The organism is Pseudomonas sp. SMN11, from assembly GCF_052041945.1.
In the GTDB taxonomy this organism is placed as follows: domain Bacteria; phylum Pseudomonadota; class Gammaproteobacteria; order Pseudomonadales; family Pseudomonadaceae; genus Aquipseudomonas.
Genome location: NZ_JBKGGW010000001.1, coordinates 155361 through 173406, shown reverse-complemented (window position 1 = coordinate 173406; position 18046 = coordinate 155361). Strand labels below are relative to the sequence as shown.

Below are 18046 nucleotides of genomic sequence, written 5' to 3'. Positions count from 1 at the left end.
TCTACCTCAGTTTCAGGGTTGCCAGGCCGATCAGCACCAGAATCACGGTGATGATCCAGAAACGGACGATCACGCGAGGCTCAGGCCAGCCCTTGAGTTCAAAGTGGTGGTGAATCGGCGCCATGCGGAACACGCGCTTGCCGGTGAGCTTGAACGAGGCGACCTGGATCACCACGGAGAGGGTTTCCATCACGAAGATGCCGCCCATGATGAACAGCACGATTTCCTGGCGCACGATCACGGCGATGGTGCCCAATGCGGCGCCCAGCGCCAGTGCGCCGACGTCGCCCATGAACACCTGGGCCGGATAGGTGTTGAACCACAGGAAGCCCAGGCCGGCACCGATCAGCGCGCCGCAGAACACGATCAGCTCGCCCGAGCCCGGTACGTAAGGAATCAGCAGGTACTCGGCAAACTTCACGTTACCCGACAGGTAGCAGAAGATACCCAGGGCGCCGCCGACCATCACGGTTGGCATGATCGCCAGGCCATCGAGGCCGTCGGTCAGGTTGACCGCGTTGCTCGAACCGACGATGACGAAATAGGTGAGGACGACGAAGCCGATACCCAGCGGAATGGTGACGTCCTTGAGGAACGGCACGATCAGGGTGGTCTCGACAGTGGTCGGGGCGGTCATGTACAGGAACACCGCCGCGCCCAGGCCGAACACCGATTGCCAGAAGTACTTCCAGCGGCTCGGCAAGCCACGCGAATTCTTTTCGATCACCTTCCGGTAGTCGTCGACCCAGCCGATGGCACCGAACAGCAGGGTGACGATCAGCACGGTCCAGACATAGCGGTTGGACAGGTCGGCCCACAGCAGGGTGCTGACGCCGATGGCAGACAGGATCAGTGCGCCACCCATGGTCGGGGTGCCGGACTTGGACAGGTGCGATTGGGGGCCGTCGTTACGAACGGCCTGACCGATCTGGCGAATCTGCAGGGTACGGATCATCCACGGCCCCAGCCACAGCGCCAGTGACAGCGCGGTCAGTACACCAAGAATCCCGCGCAGGGACAGGTACTGGAAGACCGCGAAGCCCTTGTGGAACTGTTGCAGATACTCGGCCAACAGCAGCAGCATTAATGTTTCTCCCCGCTGGCACCGCACAATGCAGCCACGACGTTTTCCATCGCAGCGCTGCGCGAGCCCTTGATCAAGATAGTGGTTTCGCTGGCTGTCTCGGCCCGAACAGCGTCGATCAGCTCAGCTTGTGTAGCGAAATGACGGCCATTGGCGCCGAACGCCTTGACCGCATGAATCATGTTGGAACCCACTGCATACAGGGCATCGACCTTGCCATGCGCGTACTCGCCCACCTGACGATGACCTTCTTCCGCCCACTGGCCCAGCTCGCCGATATCCCCCAGCACCAGAACGGTGCGCCCGGAAAAGGCGCGGAGTATATCAATGGCCGCACACATGGAGGTGGGATTTGCGTTGTAGCTGTCGTCGATCACTCGCACACCGTTCGGGGCGATTTGGGCCACGGTGCGGCCCTTGACCGGTTGCACGGCGTTGAGGCCAGCGGCGATGCCATTCAGGCTCAGACCAACGGCATGGGCAGCGGCGGCTGCGGCCAGGGCATTGCTGACGTTGTGGGTGCCGAGCAGGTTCAGCTGCACCGGCACACTGCCATCAGGACCGTGCAGGGTGAACGACGGGCAGCCACGGGCATCACGGCCAATGTCGGAGGCATGGAAATCGGCCTGCAGGTTGTCCAGGGCGAAGCTGATGACGCGGTGGTTGCCAGCGCGCTTGCGCCAGATGTCGAACGCCTTATCGGCCAGGTTGAGAATGGCGGTGCCGCCCTCGCCCAGGCCTTCGAGGATTTCGCCCTTGGCTTCGACGATCTTCTCGGGGCCACCGAACTCGCCAACGTGGGCGGTACCGGCGTTATTGATGATCACCACCTGCGGCTGGGTCAGGCCCACGGTGTAGCGGATCTCGCCGATGCGCGAAGCACCCAGCTCGATCACTGCGGCGCTGTGCTCTGGGGAGATTTCCAGCAAAGTCAGCGGTGCACCGAGGTCGTTGTTCAGGTTGCCGCGAGTGGCGTGTACCAGGCCACGGGTGCGCAGGATGCTGGCAAGCATCTCCTTGACCGTGGTCTTGCCGCTGGAACCGGTGATGGCAACGACCGGCTTGTCGAAGGCAGCGCGGTTCAATGCACCGAGCTGGCCAAGTGCAACGCGGCAGTCGGCAACCAGCAGCTGCGGCAGATCGACATCGGCAATTTCGCGCTCGACCAATGCAGCTACAGCGCCTTTTGCCTTCACGTCGGCGAGATAGTCATGGCCATCGAAGCGCGGCCCGGTCAGGGCAACGAACAACTGGCCGGCAGCGACGCTGCGGCTGTCGATGCTGACACCGGTGAAGCTGGCGTCGGCATTGACCAGGCGCGCATTCAAGGCGCCGGTCAGCTGGCTGAGGGTCATGGGCTTAAGCATGTGGAGCCTCCCAGGCTGCAAGTGCCTTGTCGGCTTCGATCAGGTCGGAGAAGGCATGGCGCTCACCATGGATCTCCTGGTAATCCTCGTGCCCCTTGCCGGCCAGGACGATTACGTCATTGGCGGCAGCGGTGGCGATCAGGTGCGCGATGGCTTCGCCACGGCCAGCGACAAATTCGACATCGGCGGGCTTAGCGAAACCTGGGCGAATATCGTCGAAGATGCGCAGCGGGTCTTCGGTCCGTGGGTTGTCGTCGGTAACCAGTACGCGGTCGGCCAGGCGCTCGGCCACTTCGGCCATCAGCGGACGCTTGCCGCGATCACGGTCGCCACCGCAGCCGAACAGGCACAGCAGCTTGCCGTGAGCATGCGGGCGCAGGGCTTCTAGTACTTTTTCCAGGGCATCGGGGGTGTGGGCGTAATCGACCACTACCAGCGGCTTGTCACCGCCACCGAGGCGCTGCATGCGGCCGACCGGGCCCTGCAGGTCGGGGACGACCTTGAGGATCTCCTCCAACGAGTAGTCCAGCGCCAGCAGCGTGGCCACGGCCGCGAGCATGTTGCTCAGGTTGAAGCGGCCCAGCAGCTGGCTGCGCAGGGTGCGCTCACCCTGGGCGGTGACGAGCGTGGCGCGTACGCCATCATCATCGAAATGCGCTTCGCGGCAGAACAGCGAAGCGTCCGGGTTTTCCAGGCTATAGCTGAGCAGCCGGGTCTCGATATGATCGACACTCGGGCGGCGGGCAAAGTCATCGGCCAGGCGACGACCAAAGTCATCATCCAGGTTAACCACCTGACAACGCAGGCTCGGCCAGGCGAACAGCCTGGCTTTGGCGGCCTCGTAGGCCTCCATGCTGCCGTGGTAGTCCAGATGGTCGCGGGACAGGTTGGTCATGACCGCGATATCGAATTCCAGCGCAGCCACACGGCCCTGCTCCAGGGCGTGGGAGGAAACCTCCATGGCCACGGCCTTGGCGCCACCTTTCTTGAGGTCGTTCAGGGTCGACTGCACGGCGATCGGATCAGGCGTGGTCAGGCGGCCGCTCTGCAGCTCGCCATAGAAGCCGGTGCCCAGGGTGCCGATCAGGCCGCAGCGCTGGCCCAGCGCATCGAGCGCTTGAGCCACCAGCTGCGTGACGCTGGTCTTGCCGTTGGTGCCGGTGACGCCCACCAGGTTCAGCTGGCGGCTCGGCTCGCCATAAAAGCGCCCGGCAATCTGCGACAGCTGGCCGATCAGGCCCTTCACCGGAATCAGCGGTACGTCGGTGAGCGGCAGCACGTTGACGCCCTGCTCTTCGTAAGCCACGGCCGCAGCGCCACGCGACAGTGCATCGGCAATGTGCTCACGGCCGTCCACTTTGGCACCTGGCACGGCGAGGAACAGGTCGCCCTGACGCACCTGACGGCTATCCAGGGTCAGTTCACGGATCAGCGGATCACGGCTGGCGTGGGCGAAAAGCTTGCTCAATGGCATCGTCATCATCCACGCCCTCCCTTGGCGGGTGCTGCACTGGCCTGCTGCGGATCACTCGGCGGCGGCAGGTTGTCTGGCGGCACGTTCATCAGGCGCAGGGTGCCCGACATGACCTTGCTGAATACGGGGGCCGATACCAGGCCGCCGAAATAGCCACCCTTGCCCGGTTCGTCGATGACCACGACGATGGCGTAGCGCGGGTCGCTCATCGGGCCGAAACCGGCGAACAGCGAACGGTAGGCGTTTTCGGTGTAACCCTTGGAGCCGACGGTGGCCTTACGTGCGGTACCGGACTTGCCGGCCACGTGATAGAACGGCACCTGGGCACGGAACACGCCGCGCGGCGCTTCGATCACCTGCTGCAGCATGCCCTGGACGGTTTCGGCGGTTTCCTTCGGAATGGCCTGCACCGCTTCTGGCGCCTTGTCGACCTTGAGGATCGACAGCGGCACCATCTTGCCGTCGTTGGCCAGCGCCGCGTAGGCGTGTACCAGCTGCAGGGCGGTCACCGACACACCGTAGCCGTAGGACAGGGTCGCGGTCTCAGCCTTGCGCCACTCGCGGTGGTTGGGCAGGTTGCCGACGCGTTCACCCGGGAAGCCGAGGCCGGTGTACTGGCCCAGACCGACCTGGGACATGACCCGGTAGATGGCCTCGCCGCCGATGTCGAAGGCGATCTTGCTCATGCCGACGTTGGAGGAGTTGATCAGGATGCCGGTCAGGTCGAGGATCGGGCCCTCGCTCTTGGACACGTCCTTGATGGTGTAGCGACCAATCTGCAGGCTGCCCGGATACACCTCGACCTTGTCGCTCGGCTTCCAGCGGCCACTTTGCAGCGCCGCACTCATCGAGATCGGCTTGACCGTCGAGCCCGGCTCGAACACGTCGATGATCGCCCGGTTACGCATGGCGGCCGGGAACATGCTGCGGCGGTTGTTCGGGTTGTAGGTCGGCTGGTTGACCATCGCCAGGACCTCACCGGTCTTGACGTCCATGATCACCAGGCTGCCGGCCTTGGCGTCCTGTTCGGCAATGGCGTTGCGCAGTTCGCGGGTGGCCAGGTATTGCAGGCGCAGGTCGATCGACAACGCCAAGGTCTTGCCGGCCTTGGCGTTCTTGGTGACCTGGATGTCCTTGATCAGCCGGCCGCGCCGGTCCTTGATCACTTGCCGCTTGCCGGGCACGCCGGCCAGCCATTCATCGTAGGCCAGCTCCACGCCTTCGCGGCCATGGTCGTCGAGGTCGGTGAAGCCGACCATATGCGCGGTCACGTCGCCAGCCGGATAGAAGCGGCGGAATTCTTCCAGGCCATACACGCCCGGGACTTTCAGGTCGAGCACGTGCTGGCCCTGCTCCGGAGTCAGGCCGCGGACCAGGTAGATGAACTCTTTGTTGGCCTGCTGGGTCAAGCGCTCGGTCAGTTGCTGTGCGTTCTGCCCAAGGGCAGCGGCCAGCTGCGGCCAGCGATCCTTGGCGGCCTGCATTTCCTTGGGGTTGGCCCACAGAGTGGTGACCGGAGTACTGACCGCCAGCGGCTCGCCGTTGCGGTCGGTGATCAGGCCACGGTGCGCAGGAATGGGAATGTGACGCAGGCTGCGGGCATCGCCCTGGCCCTTGAGGAAGTCACGGTCGACCACCTGCAGGTCGATGATGCGCCAGCAGATGGCACCGACCATCAGGGCCAGCAAGCCGATTACTACCCGGAAGCGCCAGGGGTAGAGTGCGCCTTCGAGCTTCATCATGGCGCCACCATCCGCACTTCGTCAGCCGCAGGCACGCGCATCTTGAGCTGCTCGGAGGCCAGGCTCTCGATACGGCTGGAGGCGGTCCAGGTACTTTGCTCGAGAATCAGCCGGCCCCACTCGGCCTGTGCCTTGTCACGCTCGTTCAACTCGCCGTACAGGGTGTTGAGCAACTGGCGATTCCAGTGGGCGCTGTAAGACACGGCAATGGCCGAAATGAGCACACCGACAAACAGCAGAAGCATCAGGAAGCTTCCGCCTGGCAGAGGTTTGGCGAATAGCCGGCTCACCGAAGCTTCTCCGCCACCCGCATCACGGCGCTGCGCGACCGCGGGTTGGCCTTGAGTTCGGCTTCGGAGGCAAACTGCGCCTTGCCGATCAGCTTGATCTTCGGCTCGAAGACTTTGTGCTGAACAGGCAGGTTGCGTGGCAGGTTGTCGGCCTCGCCCTTGACCAGTTTGCGCATGAACAGCTTGACGATGCGGTCTTCCAGCGAGTGGAAGCTGATGACCGCCAGACGGCCGCCTACTTCCAGGGCGTCGAGTGCAGCTTCAAGGCCCGCTTCGAGGTCACCCAGTTCGTTGTTGACGTGGATACGCAGGCCCTGGAAGGCCCGGGTCGCCGGGTTCTTGCCCTTTTCCCAGGCAGGGTTGGCGACCTTGAGCACTTCAGCCAGGTCGGCGGTGCGGGTGAACGGCTGCTTCTCGCGGCGCTCGACCACGGCACGGGCCATGCGCCCAGCAAAGCGCTCTTCGCCGTATTCCTTGAAGACACGGGCAATTTCTTCGACGGGAGCGGTGGCGATGAACTCGGCAGCGCTGATGCCCTGGTTCGGGTTCATGCGCATGTCCAGCGGGCCATCATTGAGGAAGCTGAAGCCGCGCTCAGGGTCATCCAACTGCGGCGAGGACACGCCCAAGTCAAGCAGGATACCGCTGACCTTGCCGGCCAGGCCACGCTCGGCGACTTCCGAGCCGAGCTCGGCAAAGCTGCGCTGCACAATGACAAAGCGGCCGTCTTCGGCCGCCAGCGCTTGCCCGGTGGCAATCGCTTGAGGATCTTTGTCGAAGCCCAGCAGCCTCCCTTGCGGCCCGAGCTTGCTGAGGATCAGGCGGCTATGGCCGCCACGCCCGAAGGTGCCGTCCAGATAGCAACCGTCGGCGCGCAGGGCCAATGCCTCGACAGCTTCGTCGAGGAGGACGGTGATGTGGTTGAAGCCGCTATCTATGGTCACAGGATCAGGTCACGCAAATCGTCGGGCATGGCGCCCGGTTGTTGGATAGCTGCAAGGTCGGCTGCCGAAACCGCGTTCCAGGCATCCTCATCCCACAGCTGGAATTTGTTCAGTTGCCCCACCAGCATCGCCTTCTTGTCCAGCTTGGCGTACTCACGCAGGCGGGGCGGAACCAGGAAACGCCCACTGCCATCGAGCTCCAGGTCAACCGCATTACCGATCAGCAAGCGCTGCAGGCGGCGGTTTTCCTCACGCAACGACGGCAAGGCACGCAACTTGGCTTCAATCTGTTCCCACTCATCGAGGGGATAAACACACAAGCAGGGGTCTACAGCGTCGATGGTCACGATCAGCTGACCATTGCAACGCGAATCGAGCTCGTCACGGTACCGGCTCGGCATGGCGAGACGGCCCTTGGCATCGAGGCTGACGGCGTTGGCTCCGCGGAACACGGCTGCGATTCCCCACAATGTTAGCTTTTTTGTGCCAGAAAACCCACTTCATCCCACTTTCTGCCACTTGCGCACACTATAGGAATCCGCCCGCTGCACCGTCAAGGCACGTTCATAAGGAAAACCCTTACAGGACCGAGATTTAGCTCAACAAAGGAATGCGGAAGGACTACCAGGCGGGGAAAAACACGAGAAAAATCAAACCGACTCAAACGAATGCCGTTCGAAGTTAAAGTGAATTATTAAGAGTAAGATCTTTTTGGTATTACCAAGAGGTCTCTGCTATCGAATCAAGCAGGAAGGGAGAAGGTGGAGAGTCGATCTGTAAGCCGGGTTTTGTCGAGGACAGTCATTCCTCTACGACGGCCATCACTGGACGCCTCTAGCAACCTACCCGGTTCCGACGCGGGCCACGCCTGATGGAACCCTATTTGGTCTTGCTCCGAGTGGGGTTTACCTAGCCATGAACTGTTGCCAGCCATGCGGTGCGCTCTTACCGCACCTTTTCACCCTTACCGGCACCGAAGTGCTTAGGCGGTTATTTTCTGTGGCACTTTCCGTAGGCTCGCGCCTCCCAGGCGTTACCTGGCACTCTGCCCTATGGAGCCCGGACTTTCCTCCCCCATCTTTTGCGGAACAAAAGACGGCAGCGACTGTCCGATCGACTCTCCGCCGACAAGGTTAACGGCACGCGCGCGCAAGAACAAGCGATACCGTCAACTATGTCTAATTGCCACTACTGCGCTTTCTGTTTTCCCAGGGCCACTTGATACAACAGATTCTTGCGCACGCCGGTGATTTCCGCCGCCAATGCCGCCGCCCTTTTCAGTGGCAACTCGGCCAGCAACAGGTCCAGCACACGCTGTGCCTCGGCACTGATCGCATCTTCGCCTTCAGGCGCACTCCAGCCACCGACCAGTACCACACACTCGCCGCGCTGCTGGTTGCTGTCACCAGCGACGAACGCACGCAGTTCAGCCAACGGCAGGCCTTTGAGGGTCTCGAAGGTCTTGGTCAGCTCGCGCGCCAGCAGCGCCGGGCGCTCGCCGCCGAACACCAGCTCCATGTCTTCGAGGCACTCCAGAATGCGGTGAGGCGCCTCGTAGAAGATCAGCGTGCGAGGCTCTTCCTTGACCTGCTCCAGGCGCGCGCGACGACCGGCGGCCTTGGCTGGCAGGAAGCCTTCGAAGATGAAGCGGTCGGAAGGCAGCCCGCCCGCCGAAAGAGCGGCAATCAAGGCGCAGGCGCCTGGCACTGGCACCACGCTGACCCCTGCGGCCCGCGCCTGGCGCACCAGATGGTAGCCCGGGTCGGAAATCAGCGGCGTACCGGCATCAGAAACCAGCGCCACATCTTCACCGGCCAGCAACTTGGTGATGAAGCGCCCGCCCTCGTCGCGCTCGTTGTGCTCATGACAAGCCGCCAGCGGCGTATCGATGCCGAAGTGCTGCAACAGGCGGATCGAATGCCGGGTGTCCTCGGCGGCGATCAGGGCGACATGGGCCAGCACCTTGAGCGCCCTGGCGCTCATGTCATCAAGGTTGCCGATGGGGGTCGCGACCACATAAAGCGTCCCCATGGTGGATTTCGAAGCCCCGGCCACATCAGTCACTGCACACATCCTGCCTTTCGGATCAAAGGCGCTATTGTAGCCCGAGCGCCGGTAACAGGGCGCAAAGAACTTCATCGGCGGCCATCGGCGAGACGCCTATAGTGAAGGTTCTGCTAACGGCAGATCGCGCCCCGGCCACCGCTTGGGTACAATTGCCGGCCAACTTGATCGAGTAACAGGACCTTTACATGATCGCTTGCCTGCGGCTGCTCACAGCCCTCTGCCTCGCTGCCCTGCTGGCAGCCTGTGCCAGCTCGCCCTCATCCAGCCTGGGCGAACTGCCACGCACCCCGGACGCCAGCATCGAGCAACTGCTCGAGAAGGCCGCCACCAGCAAGTCCGCCGAAGACGCGGCCCTGCTGCGCCTGAGCGCAGCCGACCTGGCTTACAAGCAGAAGGACTTCCCCCGCGCCGCACGCATCCTTGAGCAGGTGCCGATGGACACGCTCAAGCCGGCCCAGCAGATTTTCGCCGCCACCCTCGGCGCCGAACTGGCCATGAGCCGCAACCAGCCCAAGGCCGCACTGACCGCGCTGTCCCACCCGAGCCTGCAACATATCGCAGAGCTGCCCGAGCAACAGCAGGTGCGCACCTACAGCGTCCACGCCGCTGCCCTCGAGGCCGACGGCCAGGCCATGGCCGCCGCCCAGCAACGCGTGCTGCTGAGCCCGCTGCTCGACGGTCAGGCTGCCAGCGCCAACAATGACGCGATCTGGGCACTGGTCGCTTCGCTGCCAGCCGAGCAGCTGCAACAGCCTGCCAACAACGAAATCCTGGCCGGCTGGACCAGCCTGGCGCTAGCGGTGAAAAGCGCCGGCACTCTGGAGCAGCAGCAGGCTGCCATCGAAGCCTGGCGCAAACAGCACCCTGATCACCCAGCCGCCAAGCAGCTGCCAACGGCCCTGACCAAGCTCAAGGAACTGGCCAGCCAGCCGCTGACCAAAATCGCCCTGCTACTGCCCCAGGAAGGCCCGCTGGCCGGCGTTGCCCGCGCCCTGCGTGACGGTTTCATGGCTGCCCACTTCCAGGCCCAGCAGGCAGGCGGGCAAGCGCCTGCCGTGCAGGTCTACGACAGTTCGCGCATCGGCTCGCTGGACGCCTTCTATCGCCAAGCCCAGGCCGATGGCGTGCAGCTGGTGGTCGGCCCGCTTGAAAAGCCGCTGGTCAAGCAGCTTGCTGGCAACACCCAGCTGCCCATTACCACCCTCGCCCTGAACTACGCCGACGCCGGCCAGAAAGCACCACCCCAGCTGTTCCAGTTCGGCCTCGCCGCCGAGGACGAAGCCCGCGAAGTGGCACGCCGCGCCCGCGCTGACGGCATGGTCCGCGCCGTGGCCCTGGTACCGAGCGGTGAGTGGGGTGACCGCGTGCTGGCCGCCTTCCGTCAGGACTGGGAAGGCAATGGCGGCACCATCATCGCCGCCGAGCGCATCGCCCAGCCGGTTGCACTGGCCCAGCAGATCGCCAGCCTGTTCCAGCTGCGCCAAAGCGAAGGCCGCGCCCAGAGCCTGCAGAGCACTGTGGGCGGCAACATCGCAGCCCAACCGTCGCGCCGCCAGGACATCGATTTCATCTTCCTCGCCTCGACCCCACAACAGGCGCAGCAGATCAAGCCGACCCTGAACTTCCAGTACGCCGGTGACGTACCGGTCTACGCCACCTCGAACCTGTACAGCGCCAGCGGTGACGTCAACCAGTACAACGACATGAACGGCATTCGCTTCTGCGAGACCCCGTGGCTGCTCGACACCAGCAACAGCCTACGCCAGCAGGTCGTGCAGCAATGGCCGCAAGCCGCAGGCAGCCTCGGCCGCCTCTACGCCATGGGCGTCGACGCCTACAGCCTGGCACCACGCCTGGGCCAGCTGAAGGCACTGCCAGACAATCGCGTGCAAGGCCTGTCCGGCAGCCTGAGCATCAACGCCAACCAGCGCGTCGAACGCCAGCTGCCATGGGCCGAGTTCTCCGGCGGCCAGGTCAAGCGCCTGCCAGACACTTCCCGCTGATGCCCGAAGCATCGCCGAGCAGCGCCGGCCAGGCGGCAGAAACCCAAGCTCTTGAGTACCTTCAAGGGCAAGGCCTGCAACTGCTGACACGCAATTGGCGATGCAAAGGCGGCGAGCTTGATCTGGTCATGCTCGACGCCGATACAGTAGTATTCGTCGAAGTCCGCTACCGGTTGCACGCGGACTTCGGTGGCGCCCTCGGCAGCATTGACGGGCGCAAGCAGAAACGGCTGGTGCTTGCCGCCACCCTGTTCCTGCAGAAGGAGTCCCGCTGGGCCAATCACCCCTGCCGCTTCGACGTTGTCGCCCTGCAGGGCAGTCGCCATGCAGGCCAGCCGCTTCAATGGCTGAAAAACGCCTTCGAATGCTGAACCCACTCCGATTTTTTTGCTCTATGTTTCGCGGGCTGGTCCTTGTTGCGCGTAGCAAAGGCCACCGCCCCACTTAAGGTCACCAGATGGACATGCAATCCCGAATTCGCCGGCTGTTCCAGGCCAGCATCGACACCAAGCAACAGGCAATGGACATCCTGGCACCGCACATCGAGCAGGCTAGCCTGGTCATGGTCAATGCGCTGCTCAATGAGGGCAAGATGCTCGCCTGCGGCAATGGCGGCTCGGCCGGCGATGCCCAGCACTTCTCTTCGGAGCTGCTCAACCGCTTCGAGCGTGAGCGCCCGAGCCTGCCGGCCATCGCCCTGACCACCGATAGCTCGACGCTGACCTCGATCGCCAACGACTACAGCTACAACGAAATCTTCTCCAAGCAGATCCGCGCCCTGGGCCAGCCCGGCGACGTGCTGCTGGCGATTTCGACCAGCGGCAACTCTGCCAACGTGATTCAAGCGATCCAGGCCGCACATGATCGCGAAATGATTGTCGTAGCATTGACCGGACGTGACGGTGGCGGAATGGCTTCGCTGCTGCTGCCAGAAGACGTGGAAATCCGCGTACCGTCGACGGTCACCGCACGTATCCAGGAAGTCCACCTGCTGGCGATCCACTGCCTGTGCGATCTGATCGACAGCCAACTGTTCGGGAGTGAAGAATGACCCCCATACGCCTCGGCCTGATGGCCCTGACCCTGTGCCTGAGCATCACCGGCTGCAGCTCGGTACTGACCTCGACCCGCAACTCGCCGATCGAGGATGATCGTGGCACCCGCACCATCGGCAGCAAGATCGACGACTCACTGATCGAAACCAAGGCTTCGGTCAACATTGCCAAGGCGAGCCCTGACCTGGACAAGAGCTCGCACATCGTCGTCAGCAGCTACAACGGCATCGTCCTGCTCGCCGGGCAAACCCCGCGCGCCGACCTCAAGAGCCTTGCCGAACAGACTGCCAGCCAGGTCCAGCGGGTGAAGAAAGTGCACAACGAGCTGCAGGTGATGCAGCCCTCCTCGATCCTGGCGCGCAACAACGATGCCTGGCTGACCACCAAGATCAAGACCCAGATGCTCACCGACAATGCCGTGCCCAGCTCGCGCATCAAGGTGATCACCGAGAACGGCATCGTCTACTTGCTGGGCCTGGTGACCCAACAGGAGGCCAACTCTGCCACTGCTGTGGTTCAGGGTGTGTCTGGCGTGCAGAAGATCGTCAAGCTGTTCGAGTACATCGACTGATTCAGTTGCCGCCGCTATCAGCCACTGGCCGGCATCGGCGGCAGCTTGCCCCACCTGATCAATTTCCAGGAAATACCGCATGAAAAAGCTTCTGCTGCCCGCCCTGCTGTTCGGCACCTTCGCCACCCTGGCCGGCTGCTCCACCCCAAGCCTGATCACCCTTAACGACGGCCGCGAAATCCAGGCTGTAGACGCCCCGCACTTCGACAAGGACTCGGGTTTCTACGAGTTTCAGCAGCTCGACGGCAAGCGCACCCGCATCAACCGGGACCAGGTACGCACCATCAGCGATCTGTAAACACCGATTCGCGGCAAAGAAAAAGGCGATCCATACGGATCGCCTTTTTTGTTACTTGACCACCTTCAGGCTGGGTCGCCCGCTTGGGCGTGGTGGCTGGCCACCCCCTTCCGGCGGGCCATCGTCATCCGGCTCGACACCTTCGTCATCCAGCTCATCCTCCTCCATCAGCGGCGGCTCGAGCTCGAAGACCATGCCCTGGCCATTCTCCCGGGCATAGATACCCAGGATGGCGCCCGCTGGCACGAACAACGAATGGGCAACGCCACTGAAGCGCCCCTCGAAACTCACTGCGTCGTTGTCCATGTGCAGGTTGCGCACGGCACTCGGCGAAATGTTCAGGACGATCTGGCCATCACTGGCAAAACCTTGTGGTACCTGGACCGCCGGGAATTCGGCATTGACCAGCATATGGGGGGTGCAATCGTTGTCGACGATCCACTCGTACAGTGCTCGAACCAGATAGGGGCGACTGGAGTTCATCAACGGCTCCTTAAAGCTTGCGCATTTCACGTTCAACAGAGGACAGGCTCGCCTGGAAAGGCTCGCGGGCGAACTGTCGCTCCATGTAATCCAGCAGCGGCTTGGCCTGCCGCGGCAATTCGATACCCATTACCGGCAAACGCCAGAGTATGGGCAATAGACAACAGTCGACCAGGCTTTGCTCCTCGCTCATGAAGCAAGCGAACTCGCCAAACAGCGGCGATACACCGGTCAGGCTTTCGCGCAGTGCCTTGCGCGCCTCGGTACGGGCGGCCTCGGTGCTACGCGGATCGAGAATCTTGTCAGCCAGGGCGCACCAGTCACGCTGGATGCGGTGCATAAGCAAACGGCTGTTGCCACGCGCCACCGGGTATACCGGCATCAGTGGCGGGTGCGGGTAACGCTCCTCGAGGTATTCCATCACCACGGTCGACTCATACAACGCCAGGTCACGATCGATCAGGGTCGGTACACTGCCGTAAGGGTTCACCTCTGCCAGCTTGGCTGGCAGCCGCGCAGGGTCGACGTCGATGACCTGCACGCTGACGCCCTTCTCGGCGAGCACGAGGCGCACCCGATGAGAATAATGGTCAGCAGGATCGGAATAGCAGGCTAACCGGTTGGTTGCGCCCATGTAGCGCCTCCTCGCAGGGATACTTGTACAACTCTAAATGAAAACGCGCCCGCGGGGACCTGGCAAATCTGCCAGGCCCCCGCGGGCGCGTTCAACTACCAGAAATTACTGCGTGATCAGTGCACGTCCTTCCAGTATTCGCGCTTGAGCAAGTAGGCAAATACGAAGAAGAAAGCCAGGTACAGCAACACGTAGGTACCGATGCGCTGGCTCTCCAGTTTGACCGGGTTGGCCGAATAGGCCAGGAAGGTCACCAGGTTCTTGACCTTCTCGTCGAACTGCTCGGTGTTCAGGGTACCGGAATTCGGCGTAATGGTCAGCTGGTCACAGGCTTCATGGGTCAGCGGGCTACCCGTCAATGGGTCGAATTGCTTCTTGCCATCAACCACCATCTGCACCTGCTTGCAGCCAACCACCTGGTTGCCCTGCAGGCCGACCAGCACGTTGGGCATGCCGACGTTCGGGAACACCTTGTTGTTCACGCCATACGGGCGCGACGGGTCTTCATAGAAGCTGCGCAGGTAGGTGTACAGCCAGTCGGTACCCCGAACCCGGGCGACCAGGGTCAGGTCGGGCGGCGCGGCGCCGAACCAGGTCTTGGCGTCGCTGGGCTGCATGCCGATCTGCATATGGTCGCCGATCTTCGCACCGGTGAACACCAGCTTCTCGAGCATCAACTCATGCGGAATGCCAAGGTCATCGGCAACCCGCTCGTAACGCTGGAACTTGGCGCTGTGGCAACCCATGCAATAGTTGGCGAAGGTGCGCGCACCGTCCTGCATGGCCGCCTTGTCGGTCAGGTCGATATCGACCTTGTCCAGCTCCAGACCGTGTTCGGCAGCGAAGGAAAAGGCAGGCATCACTGCCAGCAAAAATACTGCAATCAACTTTTTCATCAGCCAGTCACCCTTTCCGGAACCGGTTTGGTCTTCTCGAGCCTTGTGTAGAACGGCATCAGCAGGAAGTAGGCGAAGTACAGCACCGTGCACACCTGCGACAGCAAGGTACGCCCAGGCGTAGGCGCCAGTACGCCGAGGATGCCGAGGATGACGAAGGCAATGCAGAACACCAGCAGGAAGACCTTGCTGATCCAGCCCTTGTAGCGCATGGAGCGCACCGGGCTGCGGTCGAGCCAGGGCAGCACGAACAACACCGCGATTGCGGCCCCCATGGCAATTACGCCCATGAGCTTGTCAGGCACCGCTCGCAGGATCGCGTAGAACGGCGTGAAATACCACACGGGGGCGATATGTTCAGGCGTCTTGAACGCGTTCGCCTGCTCGAAGTTGGGTTTTTCCAGGAAGTAGCCGCCCATTTCAGGGAAGAAGAACACCACGGCGCAGAACACAAAAAGGAACACCACCACACCGACGATGTCCTTGACGGTGTAGTACGGGTGGAACGGAATGCCGTCGAGCGGAATGCCGTTTTCGTCCTTTTTCTTCTTGATGTCCACACCATCGGGGTTATTCGAACCCACTTCGTGCAGGGCCAGGATGTGCAGCACCACCAGGCCGAGAATCACGATCGGCAGGGCCACCACGTGCAAGGCGAAGAAGCGGTTCAGGGTGATGCCCGAAATCAGGTAGTCACCGCGAATCCACTGGGTCAGGTCGCCACCGATCACCGGAATGGCGCCGAACAGCGAGATGATCACCTGGGCACCCCAGTACGACATCTGCCCCCACGGCAGCAGATAGCCCATGAAGGCTTCGGCCATCAGCGCCAGGTAGATCAGCATGCCGAACAGCCACACCAGCTCGCGGGGCTTCTGGTAGGAGCCGTAGAGCAGGCCGCGGAACATGTGCAGGTAGACCACGATGAAGAACGCCGAAGCGCCTGTGGAGTGCAGGTAGCGCAGGATCCAGCCGTATTCGACGTCACGCATGATGTACTCGACCGAGGCGAAGGCCTCTTCCGCCGAGGGCGTGAAACTCATGGTCAGCCACACGCCAGTGACGATCTGGTTGACCAGCACCAGCAGCGCCAGCGAGCCGAAGAAATACAGGAAGTTGAAGTTCTTGGGCGCGTAATACTTGCTCAGGTGGTCTTCCCACATCTTGGTGGCGGGGAAGCGAGCGTCAATCCAGTCCATGAACTTGCTCATCATGCTTTCTCCTGGTCGACGCCGATGACGACGATGTCGTCCGACTCATAAGAATGCGGCGGCACTGGCAGGTTGAGAGGCGCCGGCTGCGACTTGTAGACACGACCGGCCAGGTCGTAGTGGGAGCCGTGGCAAGGGCAGAAATAGCCACCAACCCACTTCGGCCCGAGGTCTGCGGGCGCGACTTCCGGGCGGAAGGTCGGCGAGCAGCCCAGGTGCGTGCAGAGGCCGACGAGAATGAGGATTTCCGGCTTGATCGAGCGAACCTCGGGGTCGACATAGGTCGGCTGCACCGAGCTCTTCGATTGAGGGTCGGAGAGGTCACCCTCGATCTTCTTCAGGTTGCCAAGGATCTCCTGCGTTCGCCGGACGATGAACACCGGCTGGCCACGCCACTCGGCAACCATCTGCTGCCCGGGCTCGACCTTGGCAATATTGACCTTCACCGGTGCGCCGGCAGCCTTCGCCTTGGCACTGGGAAACCATGACCCCACGAACGGTACCGCAGCCCCCACTGCCCCCGCTGCCCCGACCACGGATGTCGCGGCTACGAGGAAGCGGCGCCGGCCTGCGTTGACGCCGTCATTGCTCATTCAGTCCTCTCCCATCAGCTTTGCTTGGCCAGTTGGACCTGGCCTGTACTTAGGTTGTGTCTGTGGCACTAAAATTTGGCCGCCATGGTAAGAAACAAATCCACACAATGACAAGGTGATTACCCCCACAAGGAGCTATAACCCGCGCTTTGCTTGATCTGCGTCTATGCGACAAGTGGTCACCGACATGCTGACAGGTTAGTTCAAGCACAAAAAAAAGCCCGGTTCCAAGGAACCGGGCTTTTTTCGACTGCCGAAGCGGTATTAACGCTTGGAGTACTGAGGACGCTTACGCGCTTTACGCAGACCCACTTTCTTACGCTCGACTTCACGAGCGTCGCGGGTGACGTAGCCAGCACGACGCAGAGCGCCACGCAGGGTTTCGTCGTATTCCATCAGAGCGCGGGTGATACCGTGACGGATCGCACCGGCCTGACCGCTGACACCACCACCGGAAACGGTGACGTAGATGTCGAACTTCTCAGTGGACTCGGTCAGCTCGAGCGGCTGACGAACAACCATGCGAGCGGTTTCGCGACCGAAGAACACGTCCAGAGAACGGTTGTTGATGGAAATGTTACCAGTACCCGGACGCAGGAAAACGCGAGCGGTTGCGGTCTTGCGACGGCCAGTGCCGTAATTTTGAGTCGCCGACATAATGAACTTTCCCGTTAGATCTTCAGTTCTTGAGGCTGCTGAGCAGTGTGTGGGTGAGCAGCACCCGCGTACACTTTCAGCTTACGGTACATGTCGCGACCCAGCGGGTTCTTAGGCAGCATGCCTTTGACCGCGGTTTCGATAACACGCTCAGGGGCCTTGGCGATCAACTTCTCGAAGTTGATTTCCTTGATGCCGCCTGGGAAACCGGAGTGGGAGTAGTACATTTTGTCGGAAGACTTGGCACCAGTCACACGAACCTGTTCAGCGTTGATGACGACGATGTAGTCGCCGGTGTCAACGTGAGGGGTGTATTCTGGTTTGTGTTTGCCACGCAGACGGGTAGCGATTTCGGTAGCCAGACGACCCAGGGTCTGGCCAGCGGCGTCAACTACGAACCACTCGCGCTTTACTGTTTCCGGTTTAGCAGTAAAAGTTTTCATTCTCTAAAGCCTCAGAGGCCGCCCAGCGAAAAATAGACGGCGAATCTTACTGGATAGTGCACAGCTTGCCAAGGGCAAGCGCGCAGCCGAACGCTGACGCTTTTGGGGGCTCGGGTCGGGCACGCCAATGTTCGACGGGGTTCTTCCTGCGTGGTGGTGCATCACTTCCGCCACACGGAGAGGGGCAGAATTATCCAGATTGCGCGAAAAATTTCAACCTGCTTTGATGGGCTT

The 18046-nt window shown here is 62.0% G+C and carries 20 protein-coding genes and 1 other RNA gene; 5 read left to right on the top strand and 16 right to left on the bottom strand.

The window, feature by feature from the left end; translation table 11 throughout:
• Nucleotide 1: 1 nt before the first annotated feature.
• The 9 genes from mraY to rsmI form a co-directional block, all read right to left on the bottom strand.
• Entirely contained in the window at nucleotides 2-1084 is a 1083-nt protein-coding gene (mraY, locus tag ACLEJU_RS00840) for a phospho-N-acetylmuramoyl-pentapeptide-transferase (RefSeq protein WP_054884625.1), read from the bottom strand.
• A complete protein-coding gene (locus tag ACLEJU_RS00835; RefSeq protein WP_435421634.1) occupies nucleotides 1084-2451 on the bottom strand; it encodes a UDP-N-acetylmuramoyl-tripeptide--D-alanyl-D-alanine ligase in 1368 nt (455 codons plus the stop codon). Before ACLEJU_RS00835 ends, mraY begins: the two co-directional genes overlap by 1 nt.
• Nucleotides 2444-3934: a UDP-N-acetylmuramoyl-L-alanyl-D-glutamate--2,6-diaminopimelate ligase gene (locus tag ACLEJU_RS00830; protein WP_435421635.1), complete on the bottom strand. Its 1491-nt coding sequence runs from the start codon at nucleotides 3932-3934 to the stop codon at nucleotides 2444-2446. Before ACLEJU_RS00830 ends, ACLEJU_RS00835 begins: the two co-directional genes overlap by 8 nt.
• Nucleotides 3931-5664: a peptidoglycan D,D-transpeptidase FtsI family protein gene (locus tag ACLEJU_RS00825; RefSeq protein WP_181004563.1), complete on the bottom strand. Its 1734-nt coding sequence runs from the start codon at nucleotides 5662-5664 to the stop codon at nucleotides 3931-3933. The genes ACLEJU_RS00830 and ACLEJU_RS00825 overlap by 4 nt, the downstream gene beginning before the upstream one ends.
• On the bottom strand, nucleotides 5664-5957 hold the full coding sequence (ftsL, locus tag ACLEJU_RS00820) for a cell division protein FtsL (protein WP_103449219.1): 294 nt from the start codon (nucleotides 5955-5957) through the stop codon (nucleotides 5664-5666). The genes ACLEJU_RS00825 and ftsL overlap by 1 nt, the downstream gene beginning before the upstream one ends.
• Nucleotides 5954-6901 carry a 16S rRNA (cytosine(1402)-N(4))-methyltransferase RsmH gene (rsmH, locus tag ACLEJU_RS00815; RefSeq protein WP_435421636.1) on the bottom strand — a complete coding sequence of 316 codons (948 nt, stop codon included), beginning with the start codon at nucleotides 6899-6901 and terminating at the stop codon, nucleotides 5954-5956. The genes ftsL and rsmH overlap by 4 nt, the downstream gene beginning before the upstream one ends.
• Entirely contained in the window at nucleotides 6898-7353 is a 456-nt protein-coding gene (gene mraZ / locus ACLEJU_RS00810; protein ID WP_011535546.1) for a division/cell wall cluster transcriptional repressor MraZ, read from the bottom strand. Before mraZ ends, rsmH begins: the two co-directional genes overlap by 4 nt.
• 309 nt (nucleotides 7354-7662) lie before the next feature.
• Nucleotides 7663-8022, bottom strand: an RNA gene (rnpB, locus tag ACLEJU_RS00805) — RNase P RNA component class A.
• A gap of 67 nt (nucleotides 8023-8089) precedes the next feature.
• Nucleotides 8090-8932, bottom strand: coding sequence for a 16S rRNA (cytidine(1402)-2'-O)-methyltransferase (rsmI, locus tag ACLEJU_RS00800; protein ID WP_435421765.1), 843 nt, complete (start codon nucleotides 8930-8932; stop codon nucleotides 8090-8092).
• A gap of 221 nt (nucleotides 8933-9153) precedes the next feature.
• Between rsmI and ACLEJU_RS00795 the strand changes: the two genes are divergently transcribed.
• From ACLEJU_RS00795 to ACLEJU_RS00775, 5 genes are all read left to right on the top strand, one after another.
• Nucleotides 9154-10971, top strand: a complete 1818-nt coding sequence (locus ACLEJU_RS00795; protein WP_435421637.1) for a penicillin-binding protein activator — start codon at nucleotides 9154-9156, stop codon at nucleotides 10969-10971.
• The gene (locus ACLEJU_RS00790) at nucleotides 10971-11342 is read left to right on the top strand and encodes a YraN family protein (protein WP_159408964.1); all 372 of its coding nucleotides are present in this window, start codon (nucleotides 10971-10973) and stop codon (nucleotides 11340-11342) included. The genes ACLEJU_RS00795 and ACLEJU_RS00790 overlap by 1 nt, the downstream gene beginning before the upstream one ends.
• Before the next feature lie 86 nt (nucleotides 11343-11428).
• Complete coding sequence (locus ACLEJU_RS00785; RefSeq protein ID WP_008097558.1) at nucleotides 11429-12022, top strand: phosphoheptose isomerase; 594 nt, start codon at nucleotides 11429-11431, stop codon at nucleotides 12020-12022.
• Entirely contained in the window at nucleotides 12019-12597 is a 579-nt protein-coding gene (locus ACLEJU_RS00780; RefSeq protein WP_435421638.1) for a BON domain-containing protein, read from the top strand. Before ACLEJU_RS00785 ends, ACLEJU_RS00780 begins: the two co-directional genes overlap by 4 nt.
• Before the next feature lie 79 nt (nucleotides 12598-12676).
• A complete protein-coding gene (locus ACLEJU_RS00775; RefSeq protein ID WP_103449214.1) occupies nucleotides 12677-12895 on the top strand; it encodes a YgdI/YgdR family lipoprotein in 219 nt (72 codons plus the stop codon).
• Nucleotides 12896-12946: 51 nt separating this feature from the next.
• Here the strand turns inward: ACLEJU_RS00775 and ACLEJU_RS00770 are convergent, their stop codons facing one another.
• The 7 genes from ACLEJU_RS00770 to rplM all read right to left on the bottom strand — a co-directional run bounded on the left by ACLEJU_RS00770 (nucleotide 12947) and on the right by rplM (nucleotide 17812).
• Nucleotides 12947-13378, bottom strand: coding sequence for a ClpXP protease specificity-enhancing factor (locus ACLEJU_RS00770; RefSeq protein WP_435421639.1), 432 nt, complete (start codon nucleotides 13376-13378; stop codon nucleotides 12947-12949).
• 10 nt (nucleotides 13379-13388) lie between these two features.
• The gene (locus ACLEJU_RS00765; RefSeq protein WP_435421640.1) at nucleotides 13389-14012 is read right to left on the bottom strand and encodes a glutathione S-transferase N-terminal domain-containing protein; all 624 of its coding nucleotides are present in this window, start codon (nucleotides 14010-14012) and stop codon (nucleotides 13389-13391) included.
• A 116-nt stretch (nucleotides 14013-14128) separates the two neighbouring features.
• The gene (locus ACLEJU_RS00760) at nucleotides 14129-14908 is read right to left on the bottom strand and encodes a cytochrome c1 (protein WP_435421641.1); all 780 of its coding nucleotides are present in this window, start codon (nucleotides 14906-14908) and stop codon (nucleotides 14129-14131) included.
• Nucleotides 14908-16119 carry a cytochrome b gene (locus ACLEJU_RS00755; protein ID WP_016395499.1) on the bottom strand — a complete coding sequence of 404 codons (1212 nt, stop codon included), beginning with the start codon at nucleotides 16117-16119 and terminating at the stop codon, nucleotides 14908-14910. The genes ACLEJU_RS00760 and ACLEJU_RS00755 overlap by 1 nt, the downstream gene beginning before the upstream one ends.
• Complete coding sequence (gene petA, locus ACLEJU_RS00750; RefSeq protein ID WP_016395498.1) at nucleotides 16119-16712, bottom strand: ubiquinol-cytochrome c reductase iron-sulfur subunit; 594 nt, start codon at nucleotides 16710-16712, stop codon at nucleotides 16119-16121. Before petA ends, ACLEJU_RS00755 begins: the two co-directional genes overlap by 1 nt.
• Before the next feature lie 264 nt (nucleotides 16713-16976).
• Complete coding sequence (gene rpsI / locus ACLEJU_RS00745; RefSeq protein ID WP_103449210.1) at nucleotides 16977-17369, bottom strand: 30S ribosomal protein S9; 393 nt, start codon at nucleotides 17367-17369, stop codon at nucleotides 16977-16979.
• A gap of 14 nt (nucleotides 17370-17383) precedes the next feature.
• The gene (gene rplM, locus ACLEJU_RS00740; protein WP_003251819.1) at nucleotides 17384-17812 is read right to left on the bottom strand and encodes a 50S ribosomal protein L13; all 429 of its coding nucleotides are present in this window, start codon (nucleotides 17810-17812) and stop codon (nucleotides 17384-17386) included.
• Nucleotides 17813-18046 lie beyond the last annotated feature (234 nt).